At 47.6% G+C, this 21,619-nt stretch carries 18 protein-coding genes; 9 read left to right on the forward strand and 9 right to left on the reverse strand.

Going from position 1 to position 21,619, the window contains the following annotated elements:
• Positions 1 to 81: 81 nt before the first annotated feature.
• The 3 genes from ACZ5ZZ_RS04090 to fusA all read right to left on the reverse strand — a co-directional run bounded on the left by ACZ5ZZ_RS04090 (position 82) and on the right by fusA (position 3,132).
• On the reverse strand, positions 82 to 528 hold the full coding sequence (locus tag ACZ5ZZ_RS04090; protein ID WP_464141369.1) for a hypothetical protein: 447 nt from the start codon (positions 526 to 528) through the stop codon (positions 82 to 84).
• Positions 529 to 759, reverse strand: coding sequence for a hypothetical protein (locus tag ACZ5ZZ_RS04095; RefSeq protein WP_464118026.1), 231 nt, complete (start codon positions 757 to 759; stop codon positions 529 to 531). It lies immediately after the preceding gene.
• 264 nt (positions 760 to 1,023) lie between these two features.
• Entirely contained in the window at positions 1,024 to 3,132 is a 2,109-nt protein-coding gene (fusA, locus tag ACZ5ZZ_RS04100; protein WP_464118025.1) for an elongation factor G, read from the reverse strand.
• A gap of 188 nt (positions 3,133 to 3,320) precedes the next feature.
• Between fusA and ACZ5ZZ_RS04105 the strand changes: the two genes are divergently transcribed.
• Genes ACZ5ZZ_RS04105 through aat form a run of 3 tightly spaced genes read left to right on the forward strand, consistent with a single transcriptional unit; the run spans position 3,321 to position 6,568 of the window.
• Positions 3,321 to 4,775 (forward strand): RecQ family ATP-dependent DNA helicase, encoded by a 1,455-nt coding sequence (locus ACZ5ZZ_RS04105; RefSeq protein ID WP_464141371.1) that lies wholly within the window; start codon positions 3,321 to 3,323, stop codon positions 4,773 to 4,775.
• Positions 4,776 to 4,826: 51 nt separating this feature from the next.
• On the forward strand, positions 4,827 to 5,903 hold the full coding sequence (locus tag ACZ5ZZ_RS04110) for a PQQ-dependent sugar dehydrogenase (RefSeq protein WP_464141373.1): 1,077 nt from the start codon (positions 4,827 to 4,829) through the stop codon (positions 5,901 to 5,903).
• Complete coding sequence (gene aat / locus ACZ5ZZ_RS04115) at positions 5,903 to 6,568, forward strand: leucyl/phenylalanyl-tRNA--protein transferase (protein WP_464118022.1); 666 nt, start codon at positions 5,903 to 5,905, stop codon at positions 6,566 to 6,568. Before ACZ5ZZ_RS04110 ends, aat begins: the two co-directional genes overlap by 1 nt.
• A gap of 33 nt (positions 6,569 to 6,601) precedes the next feature.
• On the opposite strand, the gene ACZ5ZZ_RS04120 is transcribed toward aat, so the two are convergent.
• Both ACZ5ZZ_RS04120 and ACZ5ZZ_RS04125 read right to left on the reverse strand, forming a co-directional pair.
• A complete protein-coding gene (locus ACZ5ZZ_RS04120; RefSeq protein WP_464141376.1) occupies positions 6,602 to 7,189 on the reverse strand; it encodes a hypothetical protein in 588 nt (195 codons plus the stop codon).
• Positions 7,189 to 7,755, reverse strand: a complete 567-nt coding sequence (locus ACZ5ZZ_RS04125) for a cell wall hydrolase (RefSeq protein WP_464141377.1) — start codon at positions 7,753 to 7,755, stop codon at positions 7,189 to 7,191. Before ACZ5ZZ_RS04125 ends, ACZ5ZZ_RS04120 begins: the two co-directional genes overlap by 1 nt.
• 170 nt (positions 7,756 to 7,925) lie before the next feature.
• On the opposite strand from ACZ5ZZ_RS04125, the gene ACZ5ZZ_RS04130 reads away from it, so the two are divergent.
• The 5 genes from ACZ5ZZ_RS04130 to ACZ5ZZ_RS04150 all read left to right on the forward strand — a co-directional run bounded on the left by ACZ5ZZ_RS04130 (position 7,926) and on the right by ACZ5ZZ_RS04150 (position 14,765).
• Positions 7,926 to 9,170: a hypothetical protein gene (locus ACZ5ZZ_RS04130; protein ID WP_464141379.1), complete on the forward strand. Its 1,245-nt coding sequence runs from the start codon at positions 7,926 to 7,928 to the stop codon at positions 9,168 to 9,170.
• Positions 9,167 to 10,393, forward strand: coding sequence for a hypothetical protein (locus ACZ5ZZ_RS04135; RefSeq protein WP_464141382.1), 1,227 nt, complete (start codon positions 9,167 to 9,169; stop codon positions 10,391 to 10,393). Before ACZ5ZZ_RS04130 ends, ACZ5ZZ_RS04135 begins: the two co-directional genes overlap by 4 nt.
• 165 nt (positions 10,394 to 10,558) lie before the next feature.
• Entirely contained in the window at positions 10,559 to 12,091 is a 1,533-nt protein-coding gene (locus tag ACZ5ZZ_RS04140) for a polysaccharide deacetylase family protein (protein WP_464141383.1), read from the forward strand.
• A 2-nt stretch (positions 12,092 to 12,093) separates the two neighbouring features.
• Positions 12,094 to 12,939: a trypsin-like serine peptidase gene (locus ACZ5ZZ_RS04145; protein ID WP_464141385.1), complete on the forward strand. Its 846-nt coding sequence runs from the start codon at positions 12,094 to 12,096 to the stop codon at positions 12,937 to 12,939.
• Between the two features lie 8 nt (positions 12,940 to 12,947).
• Positions 12,948 to 14,765, forward strand: a complete 1,818-nt coding sequence (locus ACZ5ZZ_RS04150) for an ABC-F family ATP-binding cassette domain-containing protein (protein WP_464141387.1) — start codon at positions 12,948 to 12,950, stop codon at positions 14,763 to 14,765.
• A 37-nt stretch (positions 14,766 to 14,802) separates the two neighbouring features.
• Here the strand turns inward: ACZ5ZZ_RS04150 and ACZ5ZZ_RS04155 are convergent, their stop codons facing one another.
• From ACZ5ZZ_RS04155 to ACZ5ZZ_RS04170, 4 genes are read right to left on the reverse strand one after another with little or no spacing between them, the layout of a single operon-like run.
• Positions 14,803 to 15,090 carry a hypothetical protein gene (locus tag ACZ5ZZ_RS04155; protein ID WP_464133668.1) on the reverse strand — a complete coding sequence of 96 codons (288 nt, stop codon included), beginning with the start codon at positions 15,088 to 15,090 and terminating at the stop codon, positions 14,803 to 14,805.
• 10 nt (positions 15,091 to 15,100) lie between these two features.
• Positions 15,101 to 16,018, reverse strand: coding sequence for a hypothetical protein (locus tag ACZ5ZZ_RS04160; RefSeq protein WP_464133670.1), 918 nt, complete (start codon positions 16,016 to 16,018; stop codon positions 15,101 to 15,103).
• A 26-nt stretch (positions 16,019 to 16,044) separates the two neighbouring features.
• A complete protein-coding gene (locus ACZ5ZZ_RS04165) occupies positions 16,045 to 17,508 on the reverse strand; it encodes a TolC family protein (protein WP_464118013.1) in 1,464 nt (487 codons plus the stop codon).
• Positions 17,502 to 18,236 (reverse strand): hypothetical protein, encoded by a 735-nt coding sequence (locus ACZ5ZZ_RS04170; protein WP_464141388.1) that lies wholly within the window; start codon positions 18,234 to 18,236, stop codon positions 17,502 to 17,504. The genes ACZ5ZZ_RS04165 and ACZ5ZZ_RS04170 overlap by 7 nt, the downstream gene beginning before the upstream one ends.
• Before the next feature lie 192 nt (positions 18,237 to 18,428).
• On the opposite strand from ACZ5ZZ_RS04170, the gene ACZ5ZZ_RS04175 reads away from it, so the two are divergent.
• The gene (locus ACZ5ZZ_RS04175; protein ID WP_464133677.1) at positions 18,429 to 21,581 is read left to right on the forward strand and encodes an efflux RND transporter permease subunit; all 3,153 of its coding nucleotides are present in this window, start codon (positions 18,429 to 18,431) and stop codon (positions 21,579 to 21,581) included.
• Positions 21,582 to 21,619: the final 38 nt, after the last annotated feature.

Here is a 21,619-nt window from a genome sequence, read left to right on the forward strand (position 1 = left end):
ATCTGTAAGAGTTCGCATTGAAAAGGGCTGGTATCGCCAGCCCTTTTTCATTTCTGAACACAGTAAAAAAGAAGCGGGTCCTTAACCCGCTTGCTGTTCTTGTTTTTCGTTTCTTTTGTTCTGGCGTTCTTCAATGTAGTCCATCACTAGCAGGGCCACGGCATTTTCCAGGGCACCACTTTGCTTGGGTGGGGCGGGACGTTCTTCAAAACCCAGTGCTTTTAACCAGGTCTTGCGGTTTAAGCTGTAGGCCAGCACACCGGCAGAGACCACAGTCATACAAAGATAGACAATCATCCCTCCGGAGATTTGAAACTCTTCGCCTTTATCCAATTGACCGGCGATGCTTGCGATGAACAGTGACAGCCCCACGCAGCTCAGAGCCAGCGATCCTATGGTGGAGACCAGAACAAACGTGATGGCCCGCAGATGCAAAACAAGTTGTTGAGTGATTGCGGTTCCAGGCTCTTTAAAAAGGCTTCTGGCGTTACCAATAAAGAATGAAAGAATCGGCAAAAGAAAGTTCATTTAGTCGTCCTTTCTTTTGTAAAGCATGCGAGCAATCACAAAGCCCGCTAAGGCAGCGATGCCGACGGACACCCACGGATTGTCTTTCACCTTTACAGTTAAAGTGTCCTTAAGATCTTTCATCTGTTCACGGTGTTCGGCCGGGACCTTGTCCTTCAGGGTTTGAGTGTACTGCTTCATTTCCTCTTGCAGTTGCTTTTTGATTTCGGCGATAAGCTGATCGCGATCCATGCTGGCTGTCCCTTCAAGAAGTTGCTTCGGATTAATACGCAGGACTTTTCGGCATGCTTGTAGGGATTGTTTAGGGCGTGCAAGGCAGATGAAGGCTTAGGTCGGGGGATGATGAACCAAGGTCCAGAGTCTTTTTGGATATAAAAAAAGCCCGGTGTTTCCACCGGGCTTTGAAGTTTGCTTGTCCGCCGAAGCCTGGGCAAAGGCGGAAAAAACTTTGAAAATACCATCCGCCTTCGCTGAAGGCGGGATAATCCTTGCGGATTACTTCTGCTCAGCTGCGCGCTTCGCTTGGTATTTCTTCGCAAGTTCTTCCTGGATGTTGCGAGGTACTGGAGCGTACTTCGCGAATTCCATAGAGAACTCACCTTTACCTTTGGTCGCAGAACGAAGATCTGTGGAGTAACCGAACATTTCTGTCAGTGGTACTTCCGCTTCGATAACTGCGTTTCCTTCGAAGGCAGTAGTGCCCACGATAGAACCACGGCGTTGGTTGATTTGACCAACAGCTGCACCTTGGTATTCGTCTGGAACTGTTGTCTCAAGCTTCATGATTGGCTCAAGAACAGTTGGTTTTGCGTTCGTGTAAACTTCACGAAGAGCCGCCATACCAGCGATTTTAAACGCCATGTATGAGGAGTCGACATCGTGGTACGCGCCGTCTTCCAGAACAACTTCAACACCAACAATTGGGAAGCCGATAAGAGGACCTTTAACAGTTTGCTCTTTGAAGCCTTCTTCAACCGCAGGGATGAATTCTTTAGGAATACGACCACCGACAACTTTGTTTTCAAATTTGAATACAGAGCCGTCTTCTTGTGGTGGAAGTGGAACGATCTTACCAACGATTTTCGCGTATTGACCGGAACCACCAGTTTGTTTTTTGTGAGTGTAGTCGAACGGAGCTTCAACGGAGATAGTCTCACGGTAAGCAACCTGAGGTGCACCCACGATAACTTCACAGTTGAATTCACGCTTCATACGCTCAACATAGATCTCCAAGTGAAGCTCACCCATACCAGAGATGATAGTCTCGTTGGATTCCTCGTCACGGTGAACGCGGAAAGTAGGGTCTTCCTTACGGAATTTTTGAAGAGCTTTGGAGAAGTTGTTCGCTGCAGCTTTGTCTTTCGGCGCAACTGCCAAGCTGATAACTGGTTCAGGAACGTGCATGGATTGCATGGACGCCTGGATCTTGTCATCACAGAAAGTGTCACCGGAAGCACAGTCGATACCGAACAATGCAACGATGTCACCAGCGTAAGCTGTGTCGATATCTTCCATCTTATCAGAGTGCATACGCACCAAACGAGGAATCTTAACAGATTTCTTGTTTGACTGATTGATAACGAAGTCACCTTTGGACATCTTACCTTGGTAAATACGCATGTAAGTCAACTGACCAAATGGAGTCTCTTGAAGTTTGAACGCCAAGGAAACCAATGGTTTGTTGTTGTCTGGTGTAAGGTCGAACTTCTCTTCGTTCTTAGTAAGATCAAGAGCTTGCTCTTTTTTCTCAGCAGGGGACGGAAGATAGTAAGTAACAGCGTCGATAAGACGTTGAACACCTTTGTTTTTGAACGCAGAACCGCAAAGAACCGGAACAAGTTTCAAGCCGATAGTGCCTTTACGGATAGCAGCGCGAAGCTCTTCAAGAGTTGGTTCTTCTTCCATCAAGAATTTCTCTTCGATGGTAGGATCGATATCAGCAAGTTTGCCGATCATGATCTGACGGTATTTCTTAGCTTGATCAACCATGTCTGGTGGGATCTCACCGCGGATAACGTTTTCACCGTCTTTACCTTCGTTGATGTAAGAGCACATTTCCACAAGGTCAACGTGACCTCTGTGTTGGTCTTCTAGACCAATTGGAATAGTGATCATAACAGCATTCAAACGAAGCTTTTCGATCAAAGCGTCAGTTACACGGTAAGGGTTGGCACCTTGACGGTCCAATTTATTTACGAAAGCCAAACGAGGTACGTTGTAACGTTTCATCTGACGGTCAACAGTGATGGACTGGGACTGAACGCCCGCAACACCGCAAAGCAAAAGGATCGCACCGTCAAGAACGCGAAGAGAACGCTCAACTTCAACTGTGAAGTCCACGTGCCCCGGTGTGTCGATCAAGTTGATGGTATAGTCTTTCCACTGAACTTGAGTCGCAGCAGAAGCGATCGTGATACCTTTTTCTCTCTCTAGATCCATGGAGTCCATTGTCGCGCCGACGCCATCTTTACCACGAACTTCGTGGATAGCGTGGATCTTACCTCCATAGAACAAAATACGCTCAGAAGTGGTCGTTTTCCCGGAGTCGATGTGCGCCGAGATACCGATGTTTCTGACCATATCAATATTCCAATTTTTGGACATATCTTTACCCTTCGTTTATATGGTTTTAACCGCTGTTTTCATTAGCAAAATTTATGAAAGCAATCGAATTATCATCAAATACTACTAAGTGCAAAAAAAGATTCTAGCCCAGATTCACGACGCGCCGCAACTATCTGGGATGGGAAGCCTTCCGAGCGCCTTCTTCGTAGCGTAAACTGATCGGCACTATGACCGATCTTCTTCACCTATTAAAAGCGAACTTTCCTTTTACTTCCTTTCGGGGCGAACAGGAGTCCATTCTGCGCAAAGTTTGGGCAAATGAAAACCTGCTGGCTTTGATGCCCACGGGAATGGGAAAAAGCCTCTGTTTTCAGTTCCCAGCCAAGACACGAGACGGGCTGGTGGTTGTGATCTCGCCCCTGATCGCTCTGATGCAGGATCAGGCTCAGAAAGCCCAGGAGTTGGGGATCTCTGCCACATTTCTAAGCTCCACCTTAAGCCGCGAGGAACGTGAGTCGCGGCAGGAGCGCTTGGCCCAAGGTTCTTATAAACTGATCTATGTGACCCCCGAGCGTTTTCGTAAATCAGAGTTCCTGCGCGCCATCGAAAAGCGTAAAATCCAGCTTTTGGCCGTGGACGAGGCTCATTGTATCTCTCAATGGGGCCATGACTTCCGCCCGGACTATTCGCGGGTGGGGGAGTTTCGGGCCATGCTGGGGAATCCTCCGACCCTGGCTTTGACGGCGACAGCAACCCCCGAGGTCCAAAAGGACATTCTTAAAAAGCTAAACATCGAAGAGGCGCCGATTGTTTCGGCCGGGATCGAACGCCCCAACCTGGCTTTGAATGTGCATGATATCTACGGACTGGATGAAAAAATTCGGGCCATCGTGGGCCTTCGTCATCAGGTTGATGGCGCCGCCATTATTTATTGCTCTCTGATTCAGACGTTAAAAAAAATCTCGTCTTCATTAAGTCGTATGGGAATCAAGCACCTGGTTTATCACGGCGACTTGCCTCCTCAGGATCGCAAGCGCAATCAGAAAGCCTTCCAAAGTGAACAAGCTCCGTTGATGATTGCGACGCCTGCCTTCGGACTGGGGATTGATAAAAGCAATGTTCGTCTTTTGATTCATGCGGAAACTCCGAACTCATTGGAATCCTATTTTCAAGAGGTGGGGCGTGCCGGTCGTGACGGACAGGAGTCCTTCTGTCACTTGTTGTACGATCAGGACGATGTCAGCATTCAGATGGAATTTTTGAAATGGTCTCATCCCGAGCCTGAGTTCATTCGAAAAATCTATCAATTGATAGAAGACAAAAGAATGCAGGTGGATCAGGGGGGATTTGACTTCCTTCGTGAACAAATGAATTTTAGAAATCGCCGGGATTTCCGTTCTGAAGCGGCGGTCAGTATTTTAGAGCGCTGGGGCTGTCTGCAAAAATCCGACGATCCGTTCCCATATGCTTGTATACAAGCGCCGACGGATGAACAGTTCCTGGCGGAAAATGGCGAGGCCATTTTGCGTGCTCAGAACACCAAGCTTTTACAAATGGTGCAATGGGCGAATCAGGACAGCGAATGCCGGATGAATCGCATCTACAGTTATTTCGGGCATGAGCACGAAACACCTTGTGGTAAGTGTGATGTCTGCTTGGTGAAAATGGAAAATAGGGAATAGAAAAAATAGAGATTCGAAATTTGAAACTTGAGATTGGACTTGGGAGGGCGCGTGAGGGTGGTTTTACTTTTGTTGGGATTGCTTTTTAGTTCGCTTTCTCTGGAGGCAGCGTCGTTGCCTTTGGATAAATTAAAATTGCCACCAGGCTTTGCCATTTCTGTCTGGGCTCGGGTTCCGGGGGCCAGGTCCCTGACGCAGGCGCCAGATGGCCGTGTGTTTGTGGGGTCTCGCTCGGGCGATAAAGTGTATGTCGTTAAAGACGGAAAAGCCCAGGTCTTTGCGCAAGGATTAGAGAGCCCTAACGGGGTTGCGTTTAAAGATGGCAAAGTGTATATCGCCGAAATTTCAAGTATTCATGAGTATGACGGCAGTCCGAAGGCCAAGCTGCCGTTAAAACCTTTGCGAACTTTGCCACAGAAGTTTCCGTCCGATACGCATCATGGTTGGAAGTTTATTCGTTTTGGACCGGATGGCAAACTCTACGTTCCTGTTGGTGCCAATTGTAATATCTGTGATCCTGGGAAGGACTATGCACGCATCTATCGTATTGATGTGAACGGGACCTCCAAGGAAGAGGTCGCTTCGGGAGTGCGCAACACGGTGGGATTTGATTTTCATCCGGTCAGCAAAGAACTGTGGTTTACAGACAACGGCCGTGACTGGATGGGGGATGATCGTCCCCCTTGTGAGGTCAATCGGCTGACGGTGCAAGGGCAGAACTTTGGTTTCCCTCATTGTCATGGCAAAAACATCGTGGACCCCGAGTTCGGCAAAGGTAAAAAGTGCTCCGAATATGTGTCTCCGGTGGTAGAGTTGCGGGCCCACGTGGCCCCGTTGGGAATGCGATTTTACACTGGTAATATGTTCCCGGCAGAATACCACAACAGCATTCTTCTGGCAGAACATGGCTCCTGGAACCGTTCGACTCCGCAGGGGTATCGTCTGACCTTTGTAAAACTCAATGGGTCTCAGGTTGAAAAAACGGAAGGCTTTATTGAAGGCTGGTTGCAGGGCGACTCGGCCTGGGGGCGTCCTGTGGACGTTGAGGTTTTGCCAGATGGTTCCCTCCTGATTTCCGACGACAAGGCCGGGGTGATTTATCGACTTACTTACAAGGCTCAGAAATAATGCAGGGGAAGTTTCGTTCTTCGGTTGATTTTCCAGATGCCCGCGACACTTTGGCAGAGGGGATTATCGCCATCGGGGGAGTTCTCGATGTCGGCACCCTTTACACCGCTTACAGCAAAGGCATCTTTCCGTGGCCACAGCCGGGGCTTCCCATGCTGTGGTTTTCCCCCGAGCAGCGGGGTATTTTGGATTTTCAGGACTTTCACGTGCCGGAAAGTTTAAAACGCTTTCGTCGGCGTCATTCTGAAATAACTTTCACAGTGAACAAGGACTTTCACCAGGTGTTGGAGGAATGCTCCAAGCAGCCGCGTCCGGGTCAGGAAGGAACCTGGATCACGGCGCAGATGAAGCGGGCGTACCTGGAGTTTTTCAAAGCGGGTTATTGCATGTCAGTCGAGGTTCGCGAGAACAACATTCTAATCGGTGGGATCTATGGTGTTCTGGTGGAAGGTGTCTTCAGTGGGGAAAGCATGTTTTATAAAAAGCCCAACGCCTCGAAGCTGGCTCTGTGGCGGCTGGTCGAAGTGCTTTCAGAGATGGGACATCAGTGGATGGATGTGCAGATGGTCACGCCAGTTGTGGCCAGCATGGGTGGCAAGCTTGTGGATCGTGAACAATATCTGGAAATGTTGGAACAGAGACATTTTCAGTACGAAACCACATGATAGGTTTCGTACTGAATTTTAGTTCGAAAGGACTTATTTAAGAAGAACCTGGGCCGCTTTTCCGTCTTTGATTTCATAGACCGAAGCTGTACCCATATATCTTTCAACCTGAATGCCGATCTTCTTTCCCAGTTTTTTTGCGTGCTCGCCATCCGCGGGCAGAACATACAAAGGAATGCCGGATTCAGCCGGTTTTGATTTATCAATTTTTGGCAAAGTGGTGGACTTGATATTGGCAATATTCCAGGATTGAATTTCCACGGCTTGCCATTTGTTATCCTTTTTAGTCAACGCGACGGCATATTGGCGATGCAGATCGCTGCCAAGAAGGACGATATCTTTTTCGCCGTTATTATCCAGGTCTGCTATAAAGGCCATAGGTACACCCTGAGGTTCAACTTCTTTGACCAGACTCAAAACAGATTCACTGTAGTCTTTCAGATCGAAAACAAGAAACTCCGGATTCCAGGAGATCAGAGCTTTTTTTGCTTCTGCTGGCAAAGAGATCTTTGCGTTTCCGTCATTGACGATGACTTCAACCATGCCGGTTTTGGAAACTTCCACGGGGGCGGCATAACAGAAGGCGCCAATCAGTAGGGTTGCAATAAACGGTTTTATCATTAGCGGACTCCTGTGCTTGTTTTGCTGCTGCCACCACTTGATTTTTTCTGTGATGTTTTTCCGTTGGCTCCAAGCTTTTTAGGACAGGATTCGCCACGGGGAACCAGGAATCTGTGATTTCCGATCGTCCCGCAACTGGTCATGTGCCGAGCCCAGTAAGGCCGGGCTACGTCGGGATTATAATAGTAGATAATATCATTGGGCCCTTCGCTGACGGCAAGGCTGACGGCCTTCTTGCATTGCTCCAGGCCTTCGATATCTTCTTCCCGGCTGGGATTGATGTTGTTGGAGTATTTGTCCTGGGTCCAGCTGAATTGGGAGTCTTCATAAACCACGCCGCATGCGCTGTCGGGGTGAGAATCGGCCTCCATACGGGACAGGACCACCTTTGTAACGGCCACCATGCCGTCGAAGGATTCACCACGGGATTCGTGATAGCAATTGCAGACCATGCAATTGGTGGCTGACTGCTTTCTGTTGCAGGTCATGGAGCCGGCCAAGGCCTCGGAGTTTAAAAAGGACACGCCAATTATTGAAGTCAGTAAGGCAACGATCTGTATTCTCATTAACCTCATATTAACTGTGAAAAGTTGAATCGGAACATTTTTTTGATCTTTAGCAGGATCTTGACTGCTTTACTGTTCCAAACTTTGGGCTTTAGTCCTGGCATCTGGCGGAACGTGAAATGTCACCGTGGTTAGAGGATTTACACTGATTTGCACCTGGACCCACGGGAATGTGGGAACAGGCCTTGCAGCTAAGCGCAGCGATGGAAATGTCAGGTCGTTTTGTCATGTCTGGATTCTTTGCGTTGTTGCTGCTGGCAATGGCGGGGTGTTCTTTTAAGAAGAATCCGGATGCTAATCGGCCACAAGTGATTATTGTTGAGGAGAAGGTGAGTCCTGTTGTAGGGCTGACTATCGAGGAGATCATTGCGGGGGAGGATGAGGAGCGAGCGATTGAGCTTCTCAAGGAGCGCAAGACTGAAGTTGATATGATGGCGAATGACGAGCAACAGTCTCCTTTGGATTTGGCTATTAAGCATGAAAAACACAGTGTGATCTCCCATTTGCTTGTCTATGGGCATAGTCCTTTTGCAATCAATCAGCACAGCCGGGATATTCTGGCGAAAGATGATGCGATAGATCGACTCCTGAATAATGCGCGAGCTGCTGCTAGAGTTGATATTCTCAGGGGATATCATGCAGTTGATGAATTCACATTAGATAGTTTCTATGTTGAGGCTATACGCAATAAGGTCGACCAATATAAGTTGAGAAAAGCTGGTTGTGAGGATGTCTTGGACTATTTGATGGAATATGAGTTTGTCGGAACCCAAGGCAGACATCATCAGGTCGAAGTTCCGGATGCGAGACTTGTTTTTAGGACAATGCTTGAAAAAACCGAATGCCGTTCTTACAAATCTTCTTTGTCCCGAGAGCTTGTTAGTAAATGGATGCGCTATGAGTTTTATGAACAGTTCCTTGTGTCTTTTCAAAGTTATGACTTCTTTAAATATCTTCGCGACATAAGAGGTGGAGGCGATGTTAAAATATCAATGGCATTTGAGAGATCAAATGATAGCAGTGGTGCTTTCCGTGCCCTCCCGAAGGAAGTCGGTCCCATTCCATTTCTTCTATTAAAGAGAAACTGCTTGGAACATCAAAAGTTCACCCGTTGGATTAATATTATAAAAGGAAGAGAGGAAGATGATAGCTCTATAGATGAGGAGCAAGTCTTTTCGCCGTCGGAATGTTCAGATGAAGGCTGTGAAGCAGGAGTCGTTAGCACAGAAGATCTTTTTGAAATTTATAACTACTTTTATCCAAAAAGAGATGTAGAGCTCTGGCAATTTGAGATTGCATATCTTGGTGCCTACCATCGCTTGATGGGGCAACCTCGGAGCGTTTGGGAGAAATTTGATTTTGTAAAAGGTCTCGATCATCTTTGTCTTGATATTCCAAAGGAAAAAAGAAGATGAAGTATCTCAGGCTGATCCCAATACTTTTGTTTCTGCAAGGTTGTGCCTTTTCGAAGGACACTAATTCCAATCAAGTGACTACTCGTGCAGTTGAGAGTCCAGTCGCTCTATCTGTTCTTCAAAAGAATATAATTGCTGCTGCAAAAAAGTCTGACATTAACTATGTGAAGTACAGTTTGAAGGACTTGTCGCCGGCCGAGCAGGATTTCTCAGGCAGTATTGAAACACCCTTGTCGTGGGCTATTAATAATGGCAGCGGTGAACTGGCGCAAGCTGTAGTTGAAGGGTTAGGCTACCCATTAGCTCTTGGAAGTAGTGCCACAGCAGTAGAATCTTTTGTGCGCCTTGAAAGTCGGATACGCCTTCACAAAAAGTTGAGCCAAATAGGTAGCTTAGAAAGTATGAGTGTTGAGGCTCAAAGTCTTTCAAGTTCTGCTTTGACGTATTTATCTCAGAGTATTTTGGGGCGCATTGAGACGATGGTAAATGCTGTTAATAACGGAAGTATTAGAGAAGCGGTCAGTCAGATTGGAAGCAGTGGTCTTTCTTGTTCATTGATTCAAACCTTGATGTTGAGGCATGTTCAAATTCATTCAATATCTAGTGGGCCCATCGTCGATTTTTTTGTTAACCAATATTCATGTGTAGAGAAGATGAAAGTGACTGATGTTGAGCACCTTTTTTCTGATGAGCTTGTGCGTCAGTTTAGAGAGGGTTTCTCCGCACCCGAAATACTGTCGTACTTGAGTCGAAACGAGATGTTGTCGATGCCGATGTGGAAAATTGAAGGCTCTAGTTTTTTGGTCTCTCCTTCGCTTGTCTATGATATTGCAAAGATGGCATCAAAAGATGAAAAATTTTGCACGTTGTGGAAGCAGATGGGTAAAGACTGTGTGAAAGATGGGCTAATGAAAGACTCACGTTTCGACTTCTTTCATAAATTTAAAATCAAAGATTCTCGCTATCAGTTCATCGATATGACCGGTCCGATATCATATTCTGAATTTCCTAGCGAGTATATGAACCTTGATGAATATGGCTTTCCGGCAAGTTTGGTAAATTTGTTGTTCGGGTTATCAAATAAGGTATCTCTGGTATGGTCATCAAAAAAACCTTCTTTTGGCAGTTCGCAAATAAGCGTTCCCCCGGAAGGCCTTGATGTGCCGTCAGAGCCTGTAGAAGATGGTCGAGATGACCAGGGTGATGAACGGTGGGGGCACTAGATGCAAATTCATTACATCGTCTCAGTTTGAGACACTAAGCTGCCAATAATTGTTAGTTGATAAAACTGTAAACAGCGTTAAAGCTGAAAAGCTGTAGTTGGGCTGGGTACAAAGGTTGCTCTTAAGAATCCTGAATTAGTTTTTTTAAATTGATCGGGAGGACTTATGAAGAGAAAGCAGTTTTTGACAAAAGGTTTGTTGGCGTTGTCTTTAGTAGCGCAAAATTTCACCTTTGCAGGCAAGGCTCAGGCCAAATCAGTGGAAAGGCCTCCTCAGTTTGTGATCTTTGCATTTGATGGTTCTTATACTAATGAAGTATGGAAATATTCTCGTGATTTCACCAAGCGCCAGAAACAATATGGCGTCGACAATCGTTTTACATTTTTCATAAATCCTGTGTATCTAGTCGCTCCTGAAAAGAAGTCTATTTATAAAGCTCCAACAGGATATAACGGTTCTGCTATTGGTTGGGGAGATGACAAACAAGACGTTGCGGCGCGAATCGATGAAATGAATGAGGCATTTTTAGAAGGACATGAGATTGCGAATCATGCGGTTGGGCATCATGATGGCAGTAAATGGTCCAAAGATGATTGGGATTTAGAACTAAAACAGTTCAACTATATTTTAGATAATGTTTTTAATATCAATGGGATTACTCGCACGAAAAAAGGATATACCGACCTTAAATTTGACTATCGGCGTGATGTTGTCGGTTTTAGAGCGCCGCTATTAGGCTTTTCAAACGGGTTATGGCCAGCTCTAAAAAATGTAGGTATCAAATACGATACGTCTCAAAAAGCAGCAGAAACGTATTGGCCGCGGAAGGTAAATGGTTTGTGGAACTTCCCACTGGCGCTGATTCAAGAGCCAGGGTCAGATCGTAAGTGGGTCTCTATGGACTATAATTTCTGCTATCGTGACAGTTTGAGAATTCGTACGGAAGAGCCTTCGGTCATGTCCTTTAAAGCCAGCGACCCTATGTTGGGTGTTGTTAAGGGAAATGGGGATAAGAACTGTCTGAGATCTATTCCTGAGCGTCAGAAAAAAGCTGTAAAAGCGAATATGATGAACTTATATAGATCTTATTTTGCTAAGAACTACTATGGAAATCGTGCACCTCTGCATATTGGACATCACTTTTCTCAGTGGATGTCGGGTGCTTACTTTGAAGCTTTCTTTGAATTTGCTAACGAAGTGTGTTCCAAGCCAGAGGTCAAGTGTGTAACTTATAAAGAACTTATGGAATATATGGAGGAACAACCTTCATCCAAAATTGACGCTTTTGAGCGAGGTCAATTTGCGAAATTGACACGCCCTAAATCTGTCGCCATGGCGAGAAGTTTAGATATTCAAATGACAGTAAGTGTGGATGAGTCAAAGATCTCTTTGGGTCTTGCGGGTAAAGATGCCTCTATCAAAGGATTGAAAAAGTTCGTTACGGTGAATGGACACAGAAAATCCGTGGAGAAGGATTTTGCTTTGGCTGATTTAAGAAAGTTGGCGAAACAAGATGATGTCGTCCGATTTAGCTTGGAAAACAGACTGGGTCAGGAGATTTCCAGTGCGGTAATTGAAGTTAAAGGGATCGGGACAGGTGCAGAGCATATCGGCACTGAGAATATTGAAGACAGAGCTTTAGTCGGTCATATGGATGGAGCTCATGCTGATGAAAGAAGCTTTCTAAATAAGGATTAGTTGTGAAGTTAAAACCTTGGTTATTCTTTTTACTGCTGGCGGGTTGTGGAGATAGTGTCTCCACAACCCCGTTGGCTTTAGGAGAAACTTCGAACCAGATAATTTATGGTGAAGATTCAATCAGGGAAACAGATACTGGTTTGGACCTTCAAAGTCAGGCGAGTGTGGCTCTAATGAGTAAAAAGAATTGGGAGCTGCTTCAAAGAAACTCACCTAGTTTAACCATCGAAGAAGCGTATTCGGTGGACTCAGATATGGTTTGGAAAGATCAGCCAAGCTACTCTCACTGTACAGGAGTTGTGATTACTAAAGATAGAATCATAACCGCGAACCATTGTCTGTCAGAAATTTCTTGTGAAGACACAGTGGTTGTTTTCGGATATCGCAGAAATTCTAAGAAAATTGAAGCGCGGTCTTGTGCAAAGTTGGGCATCCACAGAACAGATGTGCAGGCGGGTCTTGACTACGCGATCCTTAAATTGGACGAAGAAATTGAGGTTAAACCCGTCAAGATTCAAACCGAGAGCATTAAAGTCGGTACTGAGCTTCTGGTGGTTGGTTTTCCATTAGGTGCTTTGCAAAAGCTATCAAATGGCGTCGTAAGGACAGTAGAGAACAATGGAAATCTCAATTCAAATCTAGACGTTTTTTCAGGAAGCTCAGGATCTCCGGTTTTTGATAAGAAATCAGGTCATCTTGTGGGAATATTGATTGGTGGTGAGTCTGACTTCGAAATGGATCAAAAGTCTGGTCAAGAAGTCATGAAACGCTGTTCTGATAGCGATTGTGGTGGCGAGATTGTTACTCCTATTAAGAAAATTCTGGCCGATATCAAGAATCAACTGTAAGTTGGGTCATGCTTCTTATTAATACCCATAAATTAGAGAAATCCTTTGCAGGCAAGGTCCTGTTTAAGAACGTCAGCCTTGGAATTGAAGAAGGTGAGCGTGTTGGTCTGGTCGGCCCCAATGGCGCCGGTAAATCCACGCTGCTGAAGATTCTTGCCGGACGAATGAGTCCCGATGCTGGGGAAGTGACGGCAAAAAAAGGTCTGCGCCTGGGATATCTAGAGCAGACTCCTGTTTTCAACCCCGGCGAAACCATCCTGGAAGCCATTCTGAGTAAATGTCAGGACGAGCACGAATCCATCGGGTCCGCTTATGAGTGGATTGCCCGCTTGGAACTTTCCCAGTTTGGCGAGAACTTCCTGGTTCAGGATCTGTCTGGTGGTTGGAAGAAGCGTGTGGCCTTGGCTCGCGAACTGGTGCTGGGCCCTGAATTGCTGCTGCTGGATGAGCCGACGAATCATCTGGATGTTTCTAGTATCATGTGGCTGGAGGAGTTCCTAAGCCGCGCTCCGTTTGCGACATTGACGATCACGCACGACCGTTTGTTCTTGCAGCGAACGGTGACCAAGATCTTTGATCTGGATCCAAAGAACCCCAACTATCTGATTTCCACAAATGGTGGATATCTGGAATTCTTGGAAGCAAAAGAGATTTTGTTGGCAGGACAGGAGCAAAAAGAGCTGGCGATGAAGAACACTCTTCGCCGTGAAACTGAGTGGCTTCGTCGCGGGGCCAAAGCGCGTCTGACAAAACAAAAAGCACGCATTGAACGGGCCGGAACCTTGAAGGAAGATGTCGAAGAGCTTTCTGCCAAGAATGCCGCTCGCAAAGTAAAAATTGAATTTAAGGAAACCGATCGCAATCCGCAAAAGTTGATCGAGGTGGATCATGTCACGAAGTCTTACGATGGTCGCGTGCTGTTTAAAGACTTCAGCTATTTGGTGACGCCGAAGACTCGTTTGGCTTTGTTGGGGGACAACGGTTCAGGAAAGTCCACCTTGATTCGTATTTTGTTGCAGCAGGAGCAGCCGACTTCGGGGCGTGTGGTTCAGGCCGACAAGTTGAAGATTTCCTATTTCGAACAAAACCGTGAAACCTTGAAGCCCAAGGAATCAGTTCTTAAAAACATCTGCCCTGACGGGGACTATGTTCATTATCAGGGGCAGTACGTCTTTGCGCGCAGCTATTTGGAAAGATTCCTGTTTAATCGTCAGCAGATGGATCTTCCGGTCGAAAAGCTTTCTGGTGGTGAACAAAGCCGCCTGCGTATCGCCCAGTTGATGCTCAACGAAGCCCAGGTTCTTATTCTGGACGAGCCGACCAACGATCTGGATGTGGCAACACTGACCGTGTTGGAAGAGTCCTTGAAGGAATTTAACGGGGCCGTGATTTTAGTCACGCACGATCGTTTCTTTATGGACCAGGTGGCAACTGACATCCTGGCCTTCCATAAGCAGCCTGACGGCGAAACCATCATGGAGCGCTTCGCGGGTTATCTGCAGTGGGAAGAGTGGTTTGAGGAGCAAAAAGAACTTCAGGCGCAGGAACTGAAGAAGGAAAAGAAAGTGGAAAAGGCGGCAGCCGCAAGCAAGCCGGTGAAACTTTCTTTCAAAGAAAAGTTCGAACTGGAGAACATGGAAACCACGATCTTTGATCTGGAAGCCAAGCTATCCGACCTGCAAGCGGAAGCGGGCAAGCCGGAAGTTGTTAGTCAGGCCAGTAAGGTTCAAGAACTGTATGCGCAGATTTCAGAGTTGCAGGCGAAGATTGAAGCTTTGTATGCTCGTTGGGCTGAGCTAGAAAAGAAGTCTCAAGGTCAAGGTTAGATTGAAAAAGAAAAGGGGCAGCGATGCCCCTTTTTTTCTATTTATACTCAACTAAGTAGTCGGTCACTTGCTCTTCAGCAACTTCGCCCGGATAGCGGATGGTTTTGATATTCAAAACCAGATCCAGTGCATTCTGCTGACCTTCACAAGAATAATATTTCTTATACTTACAGATATAGCCAAAGCAGAGTTCCATTTTGGAAGTACGAGTGTAAGAGCATTGCACATTGTAAGAGTGCTCAATGGTTCTGACCACCGAAGGCACGTCCGATGCCAACGCCGGTTGTGCCAAAATTCCAAGTGCAAACACCAAAATCTTTTTCATTGTCAGCTCCTTAGTTTGATTGTTTTTCCAGGGTGAACTTACCACCACCGAAACCAACACTTGTTGTCATATCACCGACAAAAGCGCCATTTACAACTGTGCCATAAATACTGGCTTTGTAGTTGGAGCCAGGGTTGAAGCGCGGAGTACCTTCCAGTGTCAAACGCGGAGGGTTTGATTCAAAGTCGTATTCGCCCTTCAGGTTCAAAGCCACGGTTCCGCTGGCGTCATCAGCACGGTTGAAGTCACCGATCAGTGTCGGAACAGTGATCGCACCGTTTGGAACTTCCTGAATGTAAAGTTTCACGGTGATACCCACTGATTTACCGTCAAAGGTGCCACCGACCTGTTTCAGGGAGCCTGTGTAAGTGCCCACGATCGTGTTCAGCTTTGCACGAATACGCTCGTAGTAAGCGACTTCTTCGCGACCGGAGTTGTTGCCGGAATTTTCACGAGTTTTCAAGACCACGTCCAGAATTCCAATGGAACCAGCGATGCCTTTGGCTTCACCCACGATTTTATCGCCATTCACGCGAGCATCGATGGTTTGAATGTCATCGCGACCCAAGCCGGATAGATCTTTTAGATTTACCATTGAGATTGCACCCGTTTCTTCGGTCAACGCCACGATAAAGTCGAAGTTGCCGCCAGCTTTTTTCAAAGTCGCGTGAAGCTGGGAAACCAAACGAGTCGAGCCATCAGAGTTTTTGCCATTAGCCACTTTGAGGTCGAAGAAAACCAGATCCACTTCCTGAGCGCCATCCGCTGTGGTCAGGGTGCCTTTGTAAGTCCCGATCACAGGCTTATAGCTTTTTTGCAAAGCTTGATTTCTTTCGTTCTCGCGTTGTTTGTCAGCGTTTTTGTCCTGGTCAAAAGCGCAAGCGGACAAGCTAAGAACTGTCATGGCAAGGATAAGATTTTTTAACATGGTAACCCCTCTTTAAAAATTAAAAACTATTTGTCAGTGGCCGGAGCATCATCCGGGATCAGTTCGTCCCGGCTGGCGGCCCACTCATTCAATGCGATGGCGTAATCACCCAGCGCACGGATGTATTGTACTTCCGAGTCGAAGTAATTGTTCATCGCAGTGATCAGAATGGAAATATCAGTACGGCCCTGGTTGTAGGATCGATTCAGCTCTTGCGAAGCCTTTTCACGGTAACCTTTTTGTTTCAGGGCACTTTGAACAACGGCATAAGTTGATTGAACTTTGCGTTGCGCCTGCAATTCGGTGTCTTCAGCTTCCAGCAGCTGACGGCTCAAGCGAGTCGCCTCAAGATCTTTGGTCAGCTTACGGTTGATGATCTTTTCATTCTGAACATCAGAACCGAATTTGTACTCAAAACGCAATCCCATATAATATTTCGGACGGGAGCCCGATACGACATCAGAATAGGAACCTTCGGAGTTCTCATCCACACCTGTGGTATATACTTTTCCGACAAAGTTCAAAGTCGGATAGCTTTCAGATTCAGCAGCAGAAAGGGATTCAGCTGCAGCTTCCACCTTGAGTTTCTGTGAACGAACGGAACGCAAGTCTTCCACCTTTTTGGTTGGAAGCTTCGGTACCGGGGGAATGCCTTCCGGGATCTGGAATTTGATCTCTGTGCCTGGCTCCAGGGAAAGCAGGGTGATCAGATTTTCCAGGTTGTTCAGGTATTCAGTGGAAGAGGTTTTAACTCTTTGTTCGCGAGTTTCAAATTCGGCCTGAATTTGCGGCAGATCGCCTGGGTTTGAGTAGCCCAAAGAGGTTTTGCGTTTGACGGCATCAACCAGCTTTTTTGTGCGATCACGGGAGGCAACAGATTCTTTGAAGTTCTCCTGCGCAACATAAGTGTTCCAGAACTGGCGGATTGCATTGAGTACAACGTCTTCCAGATCATTGGCGCGGGTGATGGTCTGCGCTTCGTAAGTCAGCTCCGCCGCGTTCACGTTGCCACGGTCGGCAACCCCGAAGAAGTTACCCAATAGAGCCTGTTCCAGCAACAAACCGGCACTGTCCAAAGTCTGCTCGCTAGGCGGTGGGTTGGTGGGAGAGCCGTCATAGTCAGCCTTTTGTGACAAGCGACTTAGCTCCAGACCCAGCGTCGTTCCGGTGGTGAAAGGTTTGTTCAGACTGACGGTGGTTTTATAGCGTTCAAATTTGTCTTCTTTGATATCGGAAGAAGTCAGCAAAGAGGCCGACTTGTCATATTCAAATCCGCTTTCCGCTTTCAAGGTCCAGTCATACTTGGACAAGGCCTCGGCCGGAGCCAGACGGAACTGCTGGTACTTCAGATTGACTTCCTTGGTTTGAAGTCCCTGCTTCAGAACCAGTTCTGCCACCGTTCTTTGATTCAAAGTCATTTCTTTGGGAGCTTGGGCATAAGCTCCCGACATTGCAGTCGTACTGAGGAGGGCGAGAAAAACTTTTACCATGTTACTTTTGTCCCTAATTCAAAGTTGTCTTTTTGAAGTGCGATTTCAGAGCTGTCTTTAAGAGATCGTTGTGTCCATTCAGTGAAGACCGACCATTTGCTCCCGATCAGGAAATCAAACCCATAGGTCATGGCATTGAAGGATCCTGTCTTGGAGAAAGTCGCAAAGTCGTTGGAGCTGGTCTGTGTGTAGCTCAGGCTGCCAATCTGTGGAGAAACATTCAGAGACAACCAGCGCAGGCGATCCCAGGAAACATTCAGGACCGGGCCACCGCTGAACAAAGTTGTGTTCAAGCGAGCATCGTTGATTTCAAATCCAGAATTCAGAGTGACAGACGTTTCTTGGGACGCCAGATGGCCTTTGGCGCGCAAGCCGACTTTCCACAAAACCTGCTTGGTTGCGAAAGCGGGACTTAGAACACCCAGCTCCAGACCTGGCATCACGGTTGTGCCATTTTGACCAAGATCAAATGTGCCTGAACCCTCTTTGGTGGCGAAACCCTCGGGCTGGAAGTTTTGAAGAGACAGGGCTGCGGAATACTTCCAGCTGCGCGTGATGATTTCCGGGCGCGGATCTTTCAGTGTCAGCATTCCTGGAACTTGCGCATCGGTGGCTGTGGCTTTTTCCAGTCCTTCAAACTTCGCTTCGGCAACGGCTTGCTGTTTCAGGCTGAGTGCGCTGCAAACAACGGAAGAGAAAAGAACGGATAGAAAAAGACCCCATTTCATACTGTCACCCCTGAATAAATGTGCGTCAGAAATAGACTGCGGGTAGGGGGCTGTCAACCCTCCATTGACTTGCTTTGGCGTCCTTTATAAATCCTATCATTTCAAGGCTTTGAGAGCGTTGTGTTGAAAGAAAACCAGATGACTAATTTCAACGCTTTACCTACAGTGGCTAGGAATTTTTAAGGGGTGAGCATGAGGTTATCCGATATTTCTATTAAGAATCCTGTATTTGCGTGGATGTTAATGTTCGGTCTGATGATATTCGGATTGATCTCATTCTCACGCATGGGTGTCAGCCAGATGCCGGATGTGGATTTCCCTACCGTGACTGTCAGCGTCACGCTGAGCGGTGCTGCTCCTGAGGTGATGGAAACCCAGGTGGTGGATCCCATTGAAAGTGCCCTGATGACGGTGGAGGGGATTGAATCCATCAAATCCAACAGTAAAACGGGGACCGCCAGCATTACGGTGGAATTCGATCTGGATCGCAACATCGATCTGGCTGTTCAGGATGTGCAGGCAAAGATTTCCGGTATTCAGCGCTTGTTGCCGGATGATGTGGATCCTCCGACAATCTCCAAAACCAATCCGGATGATCAGCCAATCCTGTGGTTGGCTCTGACTTACGATAAAAACGATCCCGAATTCATGATGCGTTATGCGCGTGATTATCTGAAAGACCGCTTCACCACAGTCGAAGGTGTCGGTGACATCTTCCTGGGGGGCTACACCGATCCGGTGATGCGCGTGCATGTGCGCCCGAAAGATCTTCTTCGTTATAATATTTCTGTGAACGACGTGATGGATGCCATCCGCAGCGAGCACTCGGAAGTACCGGGCGGCTATATCCAGACTGAAAAAAAGACCTTCAACGTTCGCACGATGGGTGAGGCGAAAACGGAAGAGGAGTTCCGCAACATCGTCGTCAGCAAGCGTGGTGGTCGTGCGGTGGCCGATCCCACGAATATGGTGCGCATCTCCCAGGTGGCCGATGCCAGCATGGGTTTGGACAAAATTGAAAAGATGTCCCGCTTTAACGGCAAGACGGCACTGGGCCTAGGAATTCGTAAACAGCGTGGAACGAACGCTGTTTCTGTGGCCCGCGCGGTAAAAGAAAAAATTGTCGAGATTCAAAAGCAATTGCCCGAAGGCATGAACATTCAAGTGAACTTTGACAGTACAAAGTTCATCGAACAATCCGTGGGCGAGCTGAACAAACACTTGGTGCTGGCGGTGATCTTCACGTCCATCGTGTGCTGGATGTTCCTGGGAAGCTGGTCGGCCACCTTTAACGTGCTATTGTCGATTCCGACCTCGCTTTTAGGGGCGTTCATCGGTCTTTATTTCCTGGGTTACACGCTAAATACATTCACCTTGTTGGGTCTGACATTGGCGATCGGTATCGTCGTGGATGATGCCATCATGGTTCTGGAAAATATCTTCCGGTACAATGAAAATGGGCGGGGGCGCATTGAATCCGCTATTCTGGGTGCGCGCGAAATTTCCTTTGCTGCGATGGCAGCAACGGCCGCCGTTATTGCGATCTTCCTTCCGGTAGCCTTCATGAAGGGGATCATCGGGAAGTTCTTCATGCAGTTCGGGGTGACGATTTCCATCGCGGTCTTCTTGTCTTTGGTGGAGTCCCTGACGATCACGCCGATGCGTTGTGCAGGGTTTGTTCACCATGGTGAAAGAAAAACGAAATTGGGTAAGGGCTTTGAGGCCTTCATGGAAGCCACGCGCCTGGGTTATGATCGCTGGTTGCGCGTGACCTTGCAGCATCCGTGGAAAGTTTTGATCGGATCTTTGGTGTTTGTTGCTGTGTCCTTTATCTCGATCAAATTCCTGAATAAGGAGATGAGTCCGGCGCAGGATCAAAGCATCTTCATGGCCCGCCTGATCATGCCGGTGGGAACTTCTTTGGCGTACACGGATCAGCAGACACAAAAAGCGGAAAAATGGCTGTTGTCTCGTCCGGAAGTGAAGCAGGTCTACGCGGCCTTGGGGGGCTTCGGTGGTGGTGCTTCGGATGCCAACGTCACGATGATGTTTATCACCCTGAAGGAAAAGAAAGAACGTGGGGCGGATCCGGAAACAGGCAAGGTTCTGTCGCAGCAGGAATTCATGCAGGTGGCCCGTACCAACCTGGCAAAAATCGAAGACATGCGTCCGGTCCTGATGGACTTGTCACAGCAAGGTTTCTCGGGTGGACGCGGTTATCCTATCGAGTTCACGATCCTGGGATCGGACTGGGATAAGCTGGCGAAGTACACAGAACAGATGATGAAGGCGATGTCCGACAGCGGTCTGATGGTCGACGTGGATTCCAACTATCTGTTGGGTATGCCGGAAATTCAGGTGAAGCCGGATCGTATCTCGGCGGCTCATCACGGGGTCAGCATTGCTTCTATTGGCTCCACGGTCAGTGCGTTGATCGGCGGGGTGAAGGTCGGAGAATATCCGCAAGGTGGGCATCGCTATGACATCAAGGTGAAACTGGTCGATCAGGGCAATCCTCTGGATGAGATCAAAACTTTGTTCGTTGGTAACACGGTCGGAAATCTGATTCCTCTGCCAAGAGTCACCAAAGAAGAAGTGGGTTCAAGCCTTCAATCTATTTCGCGATCCAACCGTCAAAGAGCGATCACTGTGACCGCCAATATGAAGCCGGGTGTGTCCCAGCAGGCGGCCATGGCCTATGTTGAGGAAACAGCCCGAAAGATCCTGGAGCCGGGTTATATGATTGATCAGGGCGGAAGCTCCAAGACCTTCAAAGAATCCTTCCAGAGCTTGATCTTTGCTTTGGTCATGGGTCTGGTGATTGCCTACATGGTTCTGGCCAGCCAGTTCAACTCGTTCATTGATCCTGTGACGATCCTGATGGCTTTGCCATTCAGTTTCAGTGGAGCGTTCTTCGCCCTGCTGATTACGGGTCAGTCGTTGAATATGTTCTCGATGATTGGTTTGTTGTTGTTGATGGGTATCGTGAAAAAGAACTCGATCCTGTTGATTGAATTCACCAACACCGTTCGTGATCGCGGCACCAGTGCGGCGATGGATGCGCTGATTGAGGCGTGTCCGACACGTCTTCGTCCGATTCTAATGACGTCGGTGGCGACAATTGCAGCGGCCATCCCTTCGGCGACAGCGCGCGGAGCCGGTTCTGAAACCATGCGTCCGATGGCGATCTGTCTGATTGGTGGGGTTGTGGTCTCTACAGCACTGACCTTGTTCGTTGTTCCGGCGGTTTACCTGCTGATGGATAAGTTCAAGACTCGCGACGAAGTTCGTGAAAAAACCAAGCAGGCTTTCGCGGCCGTGGGTAACGAAGCCCTTGATGCTTAAAGCTGAAAAGCCCGGGACATCCCGGGCTTTTTTACTTC

The sequence above is a fragment of the Bdellovibrio sp. HM001 genome (assembly GCF_055397275.1).